At 54.0% G+C, this 16,947-nt stretch carries 14 protein-coding genes; 6 read left to right on the top strand and 8 right to left on the bottom strand.

The window, feature by feature from the left end:
* The first annotated feature begins 171 nt into the window (after nt 1–171).
* Nucleotides 172–777: a TetR/AcrR family transcriptional regulator gene (locus AUQ42_RS07715; protein ID WP_068518508.1), complete on the top strand. Its 606-nt coding sequence runs from the start codon at nt 172–174 to the stop codon at nt 775–777.
* A 10-nt stretch (nt 778–787) separates the two neighbouring features.
* On the opposite strand, the gene AUQ42_RS07710 is transcribed toward AUQ42_RS07715, so the two are convergent.
* Nucleotides 788–1,858, bottom strand: a complete 1,071-nt coding sequence (locus AUQ42_RS07710) for an EAL domain-containing protein (RefSeq protein WP_068518507.1) — start codon at nt 1,856–1,858, stop codon at nt 788–790.
* 475 nt (nt 1,859–2,333) lie between these two features.
* Between AUQ42_RS07710 and AUQ42_RS07705 the strand changes: the two genes are divergently transcribed.
* A complete protein-coding gene (locus tag AUQ42_RS07705) occupies nt 2,334–4,106 on the top strand; it encodes a tetratricopeptide repeat-containing sulfotransferase family protein (RefSeq protein WP_068518506.1) in 1,773 nt (590 codons plus the stop codon).
* A gap of 79 nt (nt 4,107–4,185) precedes the next feature.
* A complete protein-coding gene (locus AUQ42_RS07700; protein WP_068518505.1) occupies nt 4,186–5,160 on the top strand; it encodes an adenosine deaminase in 975 nt (324 codons plus the stop codon).
* A 76-nt stretch (nt 5,161–5,236) separates the two neighbouring features.
* On the opposite strand, the gene AUQ42_RS07695 is transcribed toward AUQ42_RS07700, so the two are convergent.
* Nucleotides 5,237–6,217, bottom strand: coding sequence for a phytanoyl-CoA dioxygenase family protein (locus tag AUQ42_RS07695; protein ID WP_082817780.1), 981 nt, complete (start codon nt 6,215–6,217; stop codon nt 5,237–5,239).
* A gap of 143 nt (nt 6,218–6,360) precedes the next feature.
* On the opposite strand from AUQ42_RS07695, the gene AUQ42_RS07690 reads away from it, so the two are divergent.
* On the top strand, nt 6,361–7,326 hold the full coding sequence (locus AUQ42_RS07690) for an AraC family transcriptional regulator (protein WP_068518504.1): 966 nt from the start codon (nt 6,361–6,363) through the stop codon (nt 7,324–7,326).
* A gap of 42 nt (nt 7,327–7,368) precedes the next feature.
* Here AUQ42_RS07690 and AUQ42_RS07685 read toward each other — a convergent pair whose 3' ends face one another.
* The 3 genes from AUQ42_RS07685 to AUQ42_RS07675 form a co-directional block, all read right to left on the bottom strand.
* On the bottom strand, nt 7,369–8,283 hold the full coding sequence (locus AUQ42_RS07685; RefSeq protein ID WP_068518719.1) for an alpha/beta fold hydrolase: 915 nt from the start codon (nt 8,281–8,283) through the stop codon (nt 7,369–7,371).
* Nucleotides 8,284–8,324: 41 nt separating this feature from the next.
* Nucleotides 8,325–9,629: a carboxylesterase gene (locus AUQ42_RS07680; protein WP_068518503.1), complete on the bottom strand. Its 1,305-nt coding sequence runs from the start codon at nt 9,627–9,629 to the stop codon at nt 8,325–8,327.
* Nucleotides 9,630–9,802: 173 nt separating this feature from the next.
* The gene (locus AUQ42_RS07675) at nt 9,803–10,207 is read right to left on the bottom strand and encodes an OsmC family protein (protein WP_068518502.1); all 405 of its coding nucleotides are present in this window, start codon (nt 10,205–10,207) and stop codon (nt 9,803–9,805) included.
* Between the two features lie 198 nt (nt 10,208–10,405).
* On the opposite strand from AUQ42_RS07675, the gene AUQ42_RS07670 reads away from it, so the two are divergent.
* Both AUQ42_RS07670 and AUQ42_RS07665 read left to right on the top strand, forming a co-directional pair.
* Nucleotides 10,406–10,741 (top strand): hypothetical protein, encoded by a 336-nt coding sequence (locus AUQ42_RS07670; protein WP_068518501.1) that lies wholly within the window; start codon nt 10,406–10,408, stop codon nt 10,739–10,741.
* Between the two features lie 177 nt (nt 10,742–10,918).
* A complete protein-coding gene (locus AUQ42_RS07665) occupies nt 10,919–12,571 on the top strand; it encodes a diguanylate cyclase domain-containing protein (RefSeq protein WP_231856707.1) in 1,653 nt (550 codons plus the stop codon).
* A gap of 30 nt (nt 12,572–12,601) precedes the next feature.
* On the opposite strand, the gene AUQ42_RS07660 is transcribed toward AUQ42_RS07665, so the two are convergent.
* From AUQ42_RS07660 to AUQ42_RS07650, 3 genes are all read right to left on the bottom strand, one after another.
* Complete coding sequence (locus AUQ42_RS07660; RefSeq protein WP_197460804.1) at nt 12,602–14,509, bottom strand: sulfotransferase; 1,908 nt, start codon at nt 14,507–14,509, stop codon at nt 12,602–12,604.
* Nucleotides 14,510–14,622: 113 nt separating this feature from the next.
* Nucleotides 14,623–16,374 (bottom strand): sulfotransferase, encoded by a 1,752-nt coding sequence (locus AUQ42_RS07655; RefSeq protein WP_068518499.1) that lies wholly within the window; start codon nt 16,372–16,374, stop codon nt 14,623–14,625.
* On the bottom strand, nt 16,371–16,901 hold the full coding sequence (locus AUQ42_RS07650; protein WP_068518498.1) for a tetratricopeptide repeat protein: 531 nt from the start codon (nt 16,899–16,901) through the stop codon (nt 16,371–16,373). Before AUQ42_RS07650 ends, AUQ42_RS07655 begins: the two co-directional genes overlap by 4 nt.
* Nucleotides 16,902–16,947 lie beyond the last annotated feature (46 nt).

Here is a 16,947-nt window from a genome sequence, read left to right as displayed (position 1 = left end):
TCCTGAAGGGTAAAAAAATGTGAGTAATCCTCACATTTGCCAAATGTGATAAATCCTCGTATTTTGATCGTCAAGAGAGTTTGGCAGTCACAAGCCCGTGAACGGCGCCGTATACGGCATGTCCCAAGGGTTAAAACAGGACGTAACCAATTGTCGGAAAACGCGAAAAAAATGCGCAAGGCACCCACACAAAAAAGAAGCCGCGAACGTGTGGAAAATATCCTGAAAGTGGCCTGTGAGCTGATCGCAGCCCAGGGAAGCGATGCCATGAAGATGGGCGAACTGGCCCAAAAGGCAGGAGTCTCGATCGGATCGCTCTATCAATATTTTCCCGACAAGGCATCGGTCATTCATGCCCTTGCGGATCGCTATAACGACGAATCCCGTCACTGCATCGAAGACGCATTGGCAAACGTGTCATCAAAAGATGAACTTGTTCGTGCGTTTGATCAGCTGATTGATACCTATTACGAGCTGTTTCTGGCCGAACCGGTGATTTGCGATATCTGGACCGGTACCCAGGCCGACAAAACCTTGCGCGATATGGAAATGGAAGTCAGCCGCGCCAATGCCGCCATGCTGACCAAGGCGATATTGCGCATCCGGGAAAACGATGGCGATGCCAGTACGATCGCCGCGCGTTGTCTTCTGATCATGTATAGTGGCGAAGCCACCATGCGGCTTGCCATTTCGGTGCCGCCAAAAGAAGGCCGGGAAATCGTTGCCAGCTATAAACGCATGGTGGGGCGCGAAATTACCGATATGACCCGCGTGTGATTTACGGGCATCAGGCGGATTTAGCCTGATAGGGGCCATCGCCCGGCCGACCCAGCAGGAAGCCCTGCACAAAATCGACATCGTGTTCGATCAGGAAGTCGAGTTCTTCCTGACGTTCGATCCCTTCGGCAATGACTTCGATTTCAAGCTGTTTTGCCAGTGCAATCAGCTTGCTGACAATGGCCTGTTTGTAATTGTCATGGTCAACATGATCGACCAGTTCGCGGTCGATCTTGATGATATCGGGGCGCAGTTCGGGCAACATGTTCAGGGTCGAATAACCCGATCCGACATCATCAAGTGCCACCCGAAAACCGGAATTGCGATAGGACTGCAAAATCGCACTCAGATGTGCGGTGCTGCGGACCTTTTCGGTTTCAATGACTTCAAACACCACATTGTTGCGGTCAAGATTGCATTCCTCGACAACGTCGATGGTGGATCGCAGGCAGGAATCCGGATCATAGATCGAACTTGGCGTGAAATTGATGAACAGGTTCCCCGAAACCCCGGCCCTGGTGGCGTTGCGTACATTGGCTGCGCGCGCTGCACGGTCAAGCTGGAACAACAATGTGGCTGATTGCGCTGCTTCAAACAGCTGGCCGGGATTGATGACGCTGCCATCGCGCGCCGCCCCGCGAATAAGGCATTCATGGGCATAAGGGGTGCCAAGGTCACCAATCGGAAAGATCGGCTGAAATGCCGAATTCAGGCGATTTTCACGTAACAGATCACCGAGCCATTCCGCACCGATCGCGGCGCGAATGGCCCCCAGACTGGTGACGCGACTGATATCGTCGATATCGGGTTTCTGGCCTTCTGCCATGATCAGGGCTTTGGTGTCGGCCAGTTCTTCGGGCAGAAGATCCTTGGCGATGGTGTCGATCAGCTTGCGCAAGCCCGGACGACTGTAATGGATCGAAAGGGTAGCGACACTTGGCGTTTTATCGACCGACAGCGAAATCGATTTGGCCCCGGCAAGAATTTTACCGGTGGTATGTGCCACCGGTGGCCACAGATAAAGTGTGCCCAGACGTGGGGCAATTTCCGGAACCGCGTCGCATTTTTCGCAGTATGTCACCTTCTTCTCCCCGTCGGGTTGTCACATGGCGGTCTGGCCATCAGGCCGGGTGGCTAAATTCCAATATTGTAATTTTTACCATACGAGATGCGCTGATTAAAAGTTCAGGAAGAAAAATATATTTTTCAAGACGATAGGGCGCTTTTTCTGTGTGGCAGAAGTCGATGAACTTTCACCGGCGTCGGCGTGTTTTCAATCGTCGGCTCATGTCCTGTCGCTTGTGGCCGTTTGCAATGGTCAAACCATTTGCTTCAATCTGAAAGTGAATTCGGTTCAGTCAAGACCGACCAGCATCCTGCAATAGGCTATGAAATGCTGCGCCTATAACAAAGGTTGTGGTTTTATTGTCACAATCTCGTGATCTTTGGCATTCGTATCAACATTTGTGCTGTGCGATAAGTTTTAAGTGACCTATAGTCGTTTTGTGCTTGGGGAGGGGGCGTGAGATTATTTGATCGCATCCAGGGACAGATGAATGACGCAGTCAAAAAAGGATATTGCCGGGGATCTTAAGCGGGCAATGTCAGCAGCCGACTTTGATACGGCTGCCAAAATTGGTGCCCGTATTTTGCGGCTGCATCCAAGACGTACTGATATCGAGATTATGACTGCTGTCAGCGAGTTGCAGGGGAAAAATCCTGCGTCTGCCGGTCCGCGTCTTCGCAAACTGTTTCGCACTGTCCCGACCAATGACAGACTGTTCACGGCTGTCGCCCAGAATCTGCTGCAATATTCATATCTTACAAGTGACTTTGGTTCATTCGAGTCGGTCCTTGAGGAGCGCCTTCGCGCTGCACCAAAGGACGGATTTCTGGCCTTTTTGCTTGCCGATGTCCTGTTTCGCGCAGAGTCACATGTCAGTCCCGGAAAATGTGTTGCACCTAAACTTGCGCGTGCTGTTTCGGTGCTGAAAACCGTTGGGGAAAGCAGTTCCCATTTCAACGATGCGCAGACATTAATGGCGCGTATTCATTTGCATCAGGAAGATCACGCACAGGCTTTTGCGGTTCTGGAAAAGGCGGTTGCGCGGCAACCTGGCAATCTTGAATTGCGGGTCGTTCTGGCATCAAGCTACGCCATGGCAGGCGAGGTCGAGCAGGCGGTATCAACCAGCCTGTCGATTATCAATGATCGTCCCGGATATTCAGCCCAGCCTTATATGGTCATTTCCTTCATGCGGCCCCAGGCCATGCCCGAGGATGCTGTCAAATATCTTGAGGCGATCCTTCAGAACCCCAAGGCAGACAGTTCTGAAAAATACAAAGCCGCCTATGCCCTGGCCAAGATCGCCGAAACCGAAGGCGATATGGAACGGGCCTTTGCCTATTACGGCAATGGACATGCGGCCAACCGCGCCGCCCGCCCGTTTGACATGGAACACGAATTGCGTGAAATGAAGACGCTCGAAGACATGGCGCGCCAGGCCGCCGCAACGGATATGTCATCGGGCGATGTGATGGCACTTGATGCCAAGGGCCCCAAGCCGATCTTTATTGTCGGCATGCCGCGATCGGGAACGACGTTGACCGAACGCATTCTTGGTGCGCATCCCGATGTGTATGCGGCCGGTGAAATCGGTGATTTTGCCAAGGCGGTCAATGATGTCGTTGGCAAAGGCCGAATTTCCGAACAATTGTCGCGTATTGATGACAAGGCCGCGCGCAAGATCAGAAGCCAGTATCTGGAAGCAATGCGTGCCTATGCCCCGGAAAAACGGTTTGTCACCAACAAGACACCGGCCAATTTCGTGCGCCTTGAAATGATCCGCCGGGTATTTCCCGACGCACCGATCATTCATACCCATCGTCATCCGCTGGCAACCTGTTTGTCGGTTTACACGACACCCTTTGCCATTCCGATGCGCTATTCCGATGATCTTGGCGAACTGGCCGATTACTATCGTGCCTATGTCGGGCTGATGAATGTGTTCTTTGAAACTGACCGCAATGGCATGCTTTATGATCTGTCCTATGAGGATCTGGTGGCCAATCCGGACGTTGTCGCAAAGGACTATCTGGCGCATTGCGGGCTGGACTGGCATCCGGAATGTCTTGAATTTTACAAGACCGATCACACGGCCACCACGGCCAGCATGATCCAGGTCCGCCGGCCGATTTTCAAGGACTCGCTTGGGAAATGGCAACGGTTTGAACCCTATATCGGCCCGTTGGCGACGCTTGTTTCCGATGCAGACGAGACAAAGGTCAAGACAGCACAGAAATCGTCACGCAACGCGGTTGCTGCTTGACGTTGCTGCGTGACGTGGCTGGGGCTTCGGGTTAGAAGGTATTCATAGCAAAAAATACCGACAGATCCGGAGCGTCCATATGACCCTGTCCATTCCAAAGGCCGAATTGCATCTGCATCTTGAAGGGGCCCTGACGCCTGCGCTGGTGCGTAGCTTTGCCAAGCGCAACAACCTGACCCTGCCTGATGACATCTATGATGAACAGGATCGTTACATCTGGGACGACTTTCCGGAATTCCTCAAAAGTTTTGACAAGGCCAGTGCGGCCATCCGCACCAAGCAGGATTATTCGGACCTGACCCACTTTTACCTGACCGAACAGGCAAAGGTCGGCGCGCTTTATGTCGAGCTTTTCTGTTCACCGACCCATGCCGCTGATTGTGGTCTTTCCTACGACGAACATCTCGAAGCGGTGGTTGATGGCATTGACCGTGCCGAAAAGGAAACCGGGATCATCGGCCGGATCATCATGACCTGTGTGCGCCATGTTGGTGGCGATATCGCGGTAAAGGTCGCACGCGAAACAGCAGATTGCGGGCATCCCTATATTGTCGGTTTCGGCATGGGCGGGAATGAAAGCATGTTTTCGCAAGAAACGTTTTACCCGGCCTTCAAGATCGCGGCGGATGCGGGGCTGGGCTGCACCACCCATGCTGGCGAGGTACAGGGACCGCAAAGCGTCTGGGATGCGATTGACAAACTGCCGGTAACCCGTATCGGCCATGGCGTGCGGTCAATCGAAGACCCGAAACTGGTCGAAACATTGGCAAATCGCGGAATTGTTCTGGAAGTCTGTCCGGGATCAAACATTTCACTGTCGGTCTATCCGGATTATGCATCCCATCCGCTGCGCAAATTCCATGATTCCGGCGTGAAAGTCACATTGGGATCGGATGATCCGCCCTTCTTCCACACCAGTCTGGCCGAGGAATATCAGCGTGCCAAGGATGTGTTCGGTTTCAGTGATGCCGAGCTGCTGGGGGTAACGCGCACCGCGATCGAAGCGGGTTTTGTTGATGACGCGACCAAGGCAAAATTGCTGGCCAAACTCTAAGCCCGGTTGTTATGCCAAAAAACAAAAGAGCGCCCGGTGTGATTGCCGGGCGCTCTTTGTTTTATGGGGGAGGGCCTTACCAGGGCGTCTTGCCCAGAAGCTTTTCACCAAGTGGGGTCAGCTTCGCCCGTTCATAGCGGGTCTGTTCCCAATTGCGCGGATCACCGGGAAAGGCATAGCCGCGCGCAGGCAACCGTTCGGACCAGCTTTTAACCCGCCAATCGACAAGATCCTGTTCCTCGGGTGTGGCCGGTGCCATGGAAATATATTGCGCGATGCGGGCCTGATCGGACCGGTTGGCGCGAATGCCGTGGGCCAGCAGGCTGTTGAAAATCACAAGATCCCCGGCCTTCATGGCAATGCGTTTGGGTGTATAGGGCACCGTATCCATATCCGGGCGGAACGGATCACGATCCGCAGGGGCGGTTTTGCGCCATTCTTCGAAATTCGCAAACAGATCGGGTACGCACTGGAACCCGCCCATGTCATCGGTGGTATCAACCAGTGACAGCACACCTTGCACATTGATCGGCAGTGGATCGGCACTGGTATCGGCATCCCAGTGAATGAAACCGTCAAAGGCACGCGTGCCCTTGTTGGGCGTATTGAGGTTGGCACGATCAATCGAGACCCAAAGGTCGGTACGATCCCAGATATCGACAAAGGCGTCATAGACCCGCTGGGTCTGGCGGTTATCCCAAAGGGTCTGGTGGTTGTAAATCTCGACCATGCCGGAATTGTTCAATTCCTTCATCGCATTGTCGCGCATTTGCGGGCGGCCCCAGCTTTCCGGATCGTTGGGGTCCATTTCTTCGAATTCCCACAAAAGATCGACGGTCGCCTTCACCTGTTCGGCGGGGACTGCGTTTGGAACAACCACATATCCATATGTCTGCCAATGGGCAAAATCGTCTTCGGACAGGACGCGCAACGGAAGTTTCTTTTTCAGATCGCGCAGCTGTGTACCGCTGACTTCCTTGGTGGATGCATTTCCCGGACGGTCACTGTTCGGGGCCATGGTGGGCGTCATGATCGGGGCATTGGCAAGCATGGACATGATGTTCCTCCGTCATCCTGTTTTGATCTGGAAAAATTAAAACAGGATGACGGGCACCTGCACACTGACAGGGCGGACAAAGAATGATACTATTTGGCCAAATTAATCCAGATTATGTTCCGTAAAGGCATGGTTGCGATCTGATGAAGCTTTTGTTCGAACATGTTCAGATTGCCCCGGACCGATCTTGGAAGGGCCTGTATCGCAATCTTCTGGCGATCCCGTTTGAATGGCATTTTCACCCGGAATATGAACTGACATTGACACTTGGAAGTTACGGGCAGCGTTATGTCGGTGATCATATCGGGTCTTATGGTGATGATGATCTGGTGCTTTTGGGGCCCAATCTTCCGCATACTTGGCATTCCGCAAACGCCCAGCCGCCATCGGCCAGCCACGGCGAATTGCGTGCCCACGAAGCCGCCCTGCAGGTTGCGGGGACAACAAAGGGACATCAGGCCTTTGTTTTCTGGTTTACGGCCGACTGGATCAATACCGTTTGCAAAACCATGCCCGAACTGGCCGGGCTTGAAACCGCATTGCGGCTGTCGCGTCGCGGTGTTCAGTTTGATGCGGTAACGGCCCGAAAAGTCGCGGCATTTGCCCCGGTCTTTGAACAAGGCACACCGGCAGATCAGCTTGTCATGTTGATCGACGTGCTTCGGACATTGCTTGATGCGAGCGACCTGACACCGCTGGCATCTGATCGTTTCGATGCGGCAATTCCCGATCATGATGATGCCAGCCGCCTGGGCAGGGTTCTTGATTTGCTGCATGGCAGCTATTTCGAACCGGTCAGCAGTGCCTGGATCGCGCGCAATGTCGGCATGAGCGAACGCACCTTGCGCCGGTTTTTCCAGCGCCATATGGGGGCCACCATTCAGGATTATCTGATGGGGTTGCGGCTGGGCCGGGCGGCAAGCTTGCTGTTATCGTCAGATATGCCGATCTATCGGGTTGCCGAAGAAGCCGGTTTTCAAAACCTGTCGCATTTTAACCGCCAATTCCGTCGTCACCGCGGAATGGCACCAAGCAGCTTTCGCAAATCACGGTTCGAAGGCATCCCGACCCCCGCCGCCGCGCAAACCCGCCATTCAAAGGCCAGATAGCCTGATGGCTTGTTGGGCGGAAACAGGCTGAATCAGGCGGAATCAGGCCCCGTAAAGGTCCATATGCCGGTCAAAAGCCGCCCAGAACTGATCACGATAAAGATCGCGTTCCTGCAAGATTTCATGGCGGGCTTCGGGGATTTCCCGGATCGTTACATTCGGGAAATGGCCAAGAAGGTCTTGTGTCGTCCGGTTGGAAACGACCTGATCATTGCCCGCCAGAATGATGGTTATTGGCGGAAGTTTCTGCTCCATGTCGGGCTGTGCCAGGCGGTCGGCTGTTTCTGATTGTGCCCTAAAACAGGCATCAAGCCATCCCGCCGATGTGCCGCCAACCACCAAATCGGGCGCGGCTTGCAGCATCGTGCGGTTAAGGTCATGGCGGTGCGGATCAGATGTCAGGATGTTTTCCGGATCAAATTCTGCAAGCGGGCTGAGGTTTCGCTGCCCGGGCAGATATTGTTTGTCAAAACCATATCGGCACAAGCTGCCAGACAGGATCTGGGCGGCAATCGAAAACCATCGCGGACCGCCAAGCCCGAAGAACGGCGCAATCATCACGACACTTTTCCAAAGATCAGGCTGATCAAGCAACATTACCATCGCCACCAGCCCGCCGGTTGAATGGGTCATGACGGTGTCACAGGTAATGCCGTGCTGATGTTTGACGTGATCAATGACGTGACGGGTATCGGCCCCATAATGCGCAACATCACGCACATATCCCATCATCGGATCCGGGGTGGCGCGTGAAGACCCGCCATGTCCGCGAAAATCGAATGTCACGGTGCCGTATCCGCGCCGGGCCAGATCGTTCGCCGTCTCGCGGTAGCGTTCAACGAATTCACCGCGCCCCTGAAGAATAAGAACATGCCCGCGAATATTGGCCGGGGTCATGATGGCGATGCGCAACTGCACACCATCGGGGGCGGTGAAGTGATCAATGGTAAAATCCATCAGATCGGAAGATGTGCTTTTACTGGGACGTGATTGCACGGTCATTGCGCAGCAGGCTGTTTGTTTACGCCAAGCGATGCCGCAACAAAGATTGCCATCTTGTCCATCATGGCGTCGAAATCAGGATTAAATGTGCCCCGGCGCAGGGTCCCGGGGGTTGCCGATTTCAACAGATTGCGTTCGCCATAAACCGTATCCGTGCCGGACTGGCAGGATGCAAGTTCTTCGGGATCATCATAATGGCCGCAATCAAGTACCGCACCATCAAGACCGTAAACCGGGTTTTCCGGGCTCATGGTAATGGCGGTATGGGCGTGATTGATGGTTCGCATGTCGTCATTGGCGGATTTCACGATATCGATGTCATCACATTGGGGATGTTCATCAACAGTATTGATTTCGCCCTGATACCAGATCATCTGGCGGATCGGGCTTTGGACCTTGTTGCAGAAATAGTCCACGGCGGCCAGCGGGTTGACGGTCTGGTCATCGGAACTGATGGCAACAAAAACCGGAACGTTCGAAGCCGGGATCGATGCATCGCGATACGGCGCGGTCAAAAGATGAAATTCGGCTGCTGCATTCATCGCCATGGACCCGTATTTTCCGGGATCATTTTCAGATCCCTGACCGACCCATTTTTTGACATACCGGACATAAGGCGTCAGCCATGCCATATCGCTTTTGGCCGCAAGCCCCGGGGACAGCATGATCATGGCACTGATGCGCGGATCATTGCTGCGCGCGGCGATATCACGTCCGATCAGGGTGGCCCCGGTTGAATAACCGATTGCGATGATATGTTCGATATCCTTGTCAAAGGCCGTCATGCCGTAATTCACGGTATCCAGCCAATCCTGATAACTGACATCGATCAGATCACCGGGCGCCGTGCCATGACCGGGCAACAGCACGCCGTTAAAGGTGGCGCACGGGAAATCCCGGCGCAGCTGATCGCGCACATCGCTTAGCCAGTAGGGGCTGTCTGTCAGGCCGTGAACAGCCAGAAAGCCGACTTTTTCACCATGGGCAAGTCCGCGTCCGGCCGTCAGACAGGCGGCCTCGTCCGCCCCAAGGGAATAGGGGCTTCGCATATCGACAACCTGATCAATATCGAACGGACCAAACGGGTTTGCTTCGGCCTCGAAACGGGCCGATATGACATCGCGAAGCTGCTTGCGCGTTGCGGTGACATAGTCATCAAAGGCCAAACCGTTGGCCGGGCTTGTGACCGCATTGCCCGACGGTGCATATTGCCCGAATGCCTGCGTGCCAATGCCGATTGCCATGACAGCACCCAGGGCAAGTGACGTGATGCCGGTCCGTATCGTTTGTGGTTTGACCATGGGGTGGCTCCGTATCGGTTGGCGCAATCAATTGTAATCGATATCGTTTCAGGCAGAACGCGATGTTAACCCGTCTGGCGGCCGGGTGCGAACAACAAAAAAGCGGCCCGTATCCAGACCGCTTTTTCTAAGTCATCATCGTGACCTGTTTGGGGCAGAAAGTCAGATGCCCGTTATTCAATGACTTCCCAGCTATGGGTGATTTCGGCGGCCTTGGACAGCATGATCGATGCCGAGCAGTATTTTTCTGCCGAAAGTTCAACCGCACGTCCGACCTTGGTTTCGTTAAGGTTCTCACCCTTGACCTTGAAATGCAGGTGGATTTTGGTGAAGACCTTGGGATCGGTTTCGGCGCGTTCTGCCTTGACGTCGGTTTCAACATCAAGAACGTTTTCGCGGCCTTTTTTCAGGATGTGAACAACGTCAATCGACGAACAGCCGCCAATCCCCAGAAGCAGCATTTCCATCGGGCTCGGTCCAAAGCCGTTATCCTTGTCCCCGTCCATGACAACGCCATGACCGGTGCCGCTGGTGCCGGTGAAGGTAAGGTTCTCAAGCCACTTGACGCGTGCTTCCATGATAGAATTCCTGTGTTTGAAAAATCATTGTCCCATCCTCTAGCGCGGTTATCGCGCGCCTGCAAGTTGCGATCCCGACAGACGGGATGCAAAATGGCCGATGGCGGACTTCGGGTAGCAAACTGTTATAGGTGTTTTTACTTTCCCGCGTAATACTGTCCCATGAATTCAGACCCTTATGATGTAGGAGTAAAGGGCATGTCACAGGATACAAACCGCAGCAAAAGCCGTTTTATGATGGGCATGGAACATGTCCTGCGTGAAATCAATCACGAAATCATCAGCCCGGCCATACCTGACATGTCGGTGGAAAACGCGGTGCCGCTTATGATTACGGTTGCCCGGTTGCGCGCCGATTATCTGAAATATGCGTTCAAGCTCAGTGCTGATCGCACCGACCAGCACCCGACCGAGGAAGAGCTTAAAAAGCTCAGACATTTGCGCGAAACCTATCAGGAAATGCTGGCGGCGGCGCGTGAACTCGAACATTGCATTGATCGCGGCTATATCGATCTGCCCATTCCGACGAAATAATCTGCAACGACAAGGCCGTAAGGCATTCTTCTGGCCGCAAGAAAAATAATGACTTATCCTCAAGTATATGCAATGGGTGTTGCTTATATAAAGAAAGACCGGTCAAAAAAGGTCTGAGCTGGGACATCTATATAACATAGCCGAGGGAGCACGCCGTTTTGCGGCGTGCGGGGTGTCTTGTCAGTTAGTGTGGATGTGGTGGTAACAGCAGCGTTGTCACGTGATAGTCTTGTTTTTCTTGATAAGGGCGATCTGAAAATCGTTCATGTCAATCCGGCCGCCGAGAAACAGCTCGCTGCGGCGAAAACTGTTTTGCGTGCCGGAACCGAAATCAAACAGTTTCTTGCCTTCCTTGCCAAGAAGGGCGAATTCTCCGACGGGGATTCGGTCGGATCGGTTCGCCACGCGCTGGGCGCGATTTCATCTGGCGGGCGTGCGGATCTGCCGGGATTTCGGCTCGAAAAGACGGTGTTTTCCTGGCATTGCGACACCGGGCCCGGCAATACGATTGCCCTTGTGCTGCGTGATGGTGGCAAGGCCCAGGAACTGGCGCGTGCATTGGCAGACCACAAAATCTTTATCCAGCATCTGATCGATGTGTTGCCGACCCCGGTTTACCTTAAAAACCTCGAAAGTGTTGTGACGCGCTGTAACGGTGCCTTTGCGGAACTGTTTGATCTTCAGGTTACCGACGTTATCGGCAAAAAGCTTGTCGAAGTGGCGCCAAAAGACCTGGCCAAGACTATCACCGATCACGAAAAGGCATTGCTGGTCAAAGAAGGCCAGGTGCGTGATGAAATCACATTCGCGCTTGGCGATGACAACCGGACGGCTTTGTTTGCGGCATCAAGCCTTAAAGGGCCAAGTGGCAGTATTGCCGGTACGATCGGATCCTTGATTGATGTCACCAGCCTGAAAAAGGCGCAGGCCGAAGTCGCCGAAGCAGCCCAGCGCCTGACCGGGCTTCTGGAAAGTGCGCCGATCGGTGTCGGGATTTCCAGCCGGGAAACCGGGGTGTTCCAGTTTTTCAACAGCACCTTTGCCAATATGCTCGACATCAAGGACGAAAAACAACCGACCGATGCGATTTTGCTGTCGGACCGTTATCGCCAGCAGTCGCTGAGCGATATGGATATGCTTGGCGAATTGCATGATGTCGAAATCCGGTTGCGCCGCCCGAACATGTCAGAGGCCAAATGGCTCAAGACATCGCTGGAACCGCTGTCGTTCGAGGGCGAGGAATCGGTTCTGTGGTGGACCAGTGACATCACCAAACAAAAACACGCGGCACGCGAACTGCAAAACAAGGCCAATAATGATGAACTGACCGGCTTGGCCAACCGGGCGCGCTTCATGCAAAAAATTGATCAGTGTGAAACCGTGCTGCGCGGCACCAACACCCCGGCTGCCATGTTCATTCTTGATCTTGACGGGTTCAAGAAACTCAATGACGAGAAGGGGCATGCCGCGGGGGACTGGCTTCTGAGCGAGACCTCCAAACGGCTGAAGCGCGCAGCGCGCCGGGCCGAAGAAGTCGCGCGTCTTGGCGGCGATGAATTCACCATGCTGTTCATCAACAAGGGCGGTGAAAAGGAAATGATCGAGATGGCCGATGCCATCTTGTCGGAACTCAATCAGCCCTTCGTCTGGAAAGGCGAGGATTGCGGTGTGACCGCATCAATCGGCTTTGCCGTTTTTGATGGCGGCAGCAGCGACATGAACGAACAGCTGCGCCGTGCCGACAAGGCAATGCATCAGGCCAAGGCATTGGGCAAGGCACGCCATTGCCTTTATACCCCCGATCTTGAACCGGAACTGCATCAGGACTGACATCGATATCAGACCGCCAAAAGGCCAGCGTTAGCTGGCCTTTTTTGTATCGGTGTCGCGCGGGTTGCCCTGTTCATCAAGGCCCAGTGTTTCAAGTAACGGACCCAGATGTTTTGCATAGGGCTGCCAGCCCTTCAGGCTGGTGCGATAGATCGGTTTGCGGACCTGCAGGGCGCTGTGTGTGCGGACCTGACGTTCGTTCTGATGGAAATTCAGACAGGCATCATCCCATGGCAGGCCAACGAATTCGATTAGTCGGCGGGCTTCTGTTTCAAGATTGTCGACGACATTTTCGTAATCGACTTCGATCAACCGGTCCGATGGCAAAACATCGCGCCAGTGATCCATAAAACGTTCATAGGTATTGTAATAATGCCCAAGATCGCGCTGGTCATAGGCAAAGTTCTGCACACCGCCAAACCGGCGATTATAGATCGAAAAGCATGATGCCATCGGATGACGCCGGCAATGGATGATCCGGGTGTTTGGCAACATCAGTGCAAGCATCCCGGCCCGCGTGAAGTTTGATGGCAGCTTGTCGACGATCCTGCGGATGGTGGCGGTACCGTTATCGCTGCTGCCGGACTGGATGCGCGTGATCCGGCCCAGTGTTTCCTTGCGGTATGCCTGACCAAGTATACGGATGAAGTCATCATCGTATTTCATGACATCTTCGCGTGCGGCACCGTTTTTGACCTTATGCTCGATCAGGGCGTGATGGTGATAGACCATGGTATCAAGCTCGCCCGCGCCGAACACATCGGGGTGTGAGCTCAGGATCTGCTCGGTCAGGGTCGTGCCCGAACGGGGCATGCCGACAATGAAAACATGCTGGGGTTCGTCGGCATCGTTACGAACCGGACCAAGATGGGCAAACCGTTCGGCCGGAAACCGGTCACGAACATGATCAAGCATGTCTTCGATTGCAGCGGGGGTGTAATTGATGGTTTGGCGTTTGGTCCGGTTGGCTTCGGCAAGCGCCTTCATCGCGGCATCGACATTTTTGGCTTCCATTTCGACCTTGCCGATCGAAAACAGCAGCATTTCCTGTTCGTTTACCGGCATCGATTGATAGCGGCCCGACTGATAGATATCGAAAATGACGGCGCGTGCCGGGTGGTCTTCGGGTACACGTGTCGCCAGGGTCAGGCAATGCCATGCCCGCACATTATGGGGTTCCTGGGACAGGACAATTTCAAACAATGCGCAGGCTTCTGCGACATTGCCCAGTTCCTTCTGACATTCGCCAATACTGATGCGGATATCATTGATCGCCTTGGCATCGGCATTGGCCTGTGCACATTTCAATGCCTTGCCCAGATGTTGCAGGGCGGCTTCGATGTCATCAAGCGACAGCAACACAACCCCCATGGCACTCCAGGCGGTCCAGTCATTCGGCGCAAGGGCAATGGCACGTTTAAGATGGGGAATGGCATTGCGGGTGCCCATGCCGCGGGCTTCAAGAAGCCCCAGCTGCAAGTGAACTTTTCCGTCAAGCGCAAAGCGTTTTACCGCGGCATTCAGAACGGTTTTGGCTTGTGCCTCATACCCGGCATTGGCCAGAACGGCCGAAAGGTCGGTGAAATAGACGGGCTTGGGCGATGCGCAGTTGCATGCGCGCTCAAGACTGCGGACCGCATCGGATACCTGTCCGCTTTCATTGCAAATCAGCCCGTTGATCTGCAACAGATCACCATTATCGGGATAATCTTTCAGAAGCTTGCCGCACAGCTTGCGGGCCGCACGTCGATGCCCGGAACTCCATTGCGTCCGGATTTCAGAAAGCCCGGTTGCAAGTTTATGCGCCGGTACCGATGGCGTCGTCCCGCGATTGCCCGGCAAAGACGTGCTGTTTTTGGGCGGTATGGCCGGTTGCAGGCGAAGTTTGGCCCGCAAATGGGCGGCGTTTGGTGCTGTTGTGCTTTGATCGTCACTCATGGCCGACATCCTGTTTGCTCAGTGATGCGGGCGAATGCAAAGCCCGCCCATTATGAGCAAACACGTATCAGCAGGCAAAAACTGGCGCGCGACGTGACGATTTTATGGTGTGATCAGTCTGGATTGATGCCAAGCGCCTCGATCAGCGGGGTCAGTTCCTTCTGATAGGGGCGCCAGCGTTCCAGACTGCTGTTATAGACGGGCTGGCGGACTTCAAGGGCGCTATGGGTGCGGACTTCACGCGTGTTGGCATAAAATTCAAGACACGCGTCCTGCCAGTCAAGGCCAAGGAAATCAACAAGCCGACGGGCTTCGTGATCGAGGTCGGCAATGACTTTTTCATATTCGATCGTGATCAGCTGATCCTTTGACAGGGTCTTTTCCCAATAGGCCATCAGATCGCGATACGCGACATAGAAATTGCCGATTTCACGCAAGTCACACAGATATTTATGCCCGTCGGCAAAGAAATGGGTAAAGCATGAAAACGCGGTATCCATCGGGTCGCGGCGCGCGTGAATGATTTTTGAATTGGGGAATGCCATGGCAATCAGGCCGACCGACACAAAGTTGCCCAGCATCTTGTCAACGATATAGCGCGGGCCTTTGCCATTTTTCAGAACTTCCGGCGGCAGCATCCGCAATACTTCGTCGCGATAGGCCTTTGCAAACAGGGCCAGCCGTTTGGGATCGGCCAAAAGTTTTTTATGGGCGGGCAGGGACGGGAAGCCATCGCCGTAAGCCCGCTTCAAAAGCCCGGGCAGAGTGCGAATTTCCCCGACGCCAAACGCGTCGCTGTGACTGTCAAGAACCTGTTCAAGCAGGGTCGATCCGCAACGCGGCATGCCGACAATAAAGATGAATTGCTGTTCATCCCCGGTTTCGCTCAGAGTGTTGCCGGCAATCGCATCCGGGGTAAAGAAATTCGGCAGGTTCGCAAGGAATGCCAGGGTCTTTTCCTCGTTATAGTCGATCTGTTCACGCTGATAGGCATTGGCCTTGAGGTAATGCGCCATCGCGGCTTTGCCGTCATCGCGCGTCATATAGGCAAGGCCAAGCGCATGGTGCAGATATTGCAGATCAAGCTTCGATAATTTGCCGCGTTCGGCACCGATCATTTTCTCGACCGTTGCGACATCATCGTCAGTAAATGCCTTAAGCGTTGCCAGTTCCGCCCATGCACGCGCGACATATTTTGTCTGGGCGATTGCCGCGCGAATAAGAGCTGTGCAGCCGTCTTTGTCGCCGATGGTTTTAAGGTGATCGGCCTTGGCCATCAGGGTATTGGCAATATCGGCTGGCGACGGCTTTTCATCCGCATCCGATGCACCGGCACCTTGCATGATTTCAAGTGCCTGGTCATAAAGTTCGGCGGCCTGTTTGGGCCGGGATGATTTGGCGACCGAATTTGCAAACAGGGTCCATCGTTGCCAGTTTGACGGGCTTTGGGCCATCACGTGACTGAACAGTTTGACACCCTGATCAAAGAAACCGTTCAGGATCAACATGCTGCCAAGCTGGGCCTGGATTTCCTGATTGCCCGGATCACGCTTCATCGCAACCGTCAGGACATTCTGGCTTTCGACATACATTTGCTGTTTGCCAAGCAGTGATGCCAGATCAAGGAAATACAAGCTTTGGCTGTTGGGCACCTTGCAGGCAAATTCCAGATGTTTGATTGCCCCGAATATATTGCCCTGCTTTTCCAGAACGCCGGCAAAGAAATGCAATAGCGGCCCGTCATTGGGATTGGCCCGCAAATAGGTCGAAACAAGGTCGTAGGTCTTCTGGGATTTGCCCTGCGCCCAAAGTTTCTGCGCCTGCTCCAATACCTGTTCGGGTGTCTGCGATGTCGCCGTGTTCATGAATTTTCCCTGTCGCTATCATGCAGGCCAAGTGCGGATAAAAGTGGCTGAATATAGGGTTCGTAAGGTTTCCAGCGTTCAACACTGGTTTGATAAAGCTTTTGACGGACTTGTGCCGCACTGGCGGTTCGAACCGACCGGCTTGCCTTTTGGAAATCAAGCACGGCATCGCGGTTCAGCAGGGCCAACATGTTTTTTATATCGTCGCTGTCCGCAGTGAATTTGGTTATATCGGAAAGATCTTGCCAGGCCCGGCCGCAGGTGGGATTGGCTTTCAGCACGCTGCGAAAACAGGTGCGCGCGGCGTCCATATCGCCAAGATTTCGGTGGGTTTCGCCGGTCAAAAGCAGGGTGCGTTCAAGTCGTTCGGGATTGTTGCGCGCAAGTTCGGACGCCCGGTCAAGGTAGGGGATCGCTTCCTTGTCCCGGCCCGTTGCCAGCGCATTTTCGGCCGTCCGCACCAGTTTGTCGGCTTTTTGCCGATTGCGTTTTTCGGAAAAACTGGGCGTTGAAGGTTTGCTGCTCATAGGTCTGATTAAATCCCGATACGAAAGGTCAGGTCAAATCTTATCG

The organism is Thalassospira sp. MCCC 1A02491, assembly GCF_001613785.1.
Lineage (GTDB): Bacteria > Pseudomonadota > Alphaproteobacteria > Rhodospirillales > Thalassospiraceae > Thalassospira > Thalassospira povalilytica.
Note: the sequence above shows the minus strand (reverse complement) of the source record. Positions and strands in the feature narration are given on the sequence as shown.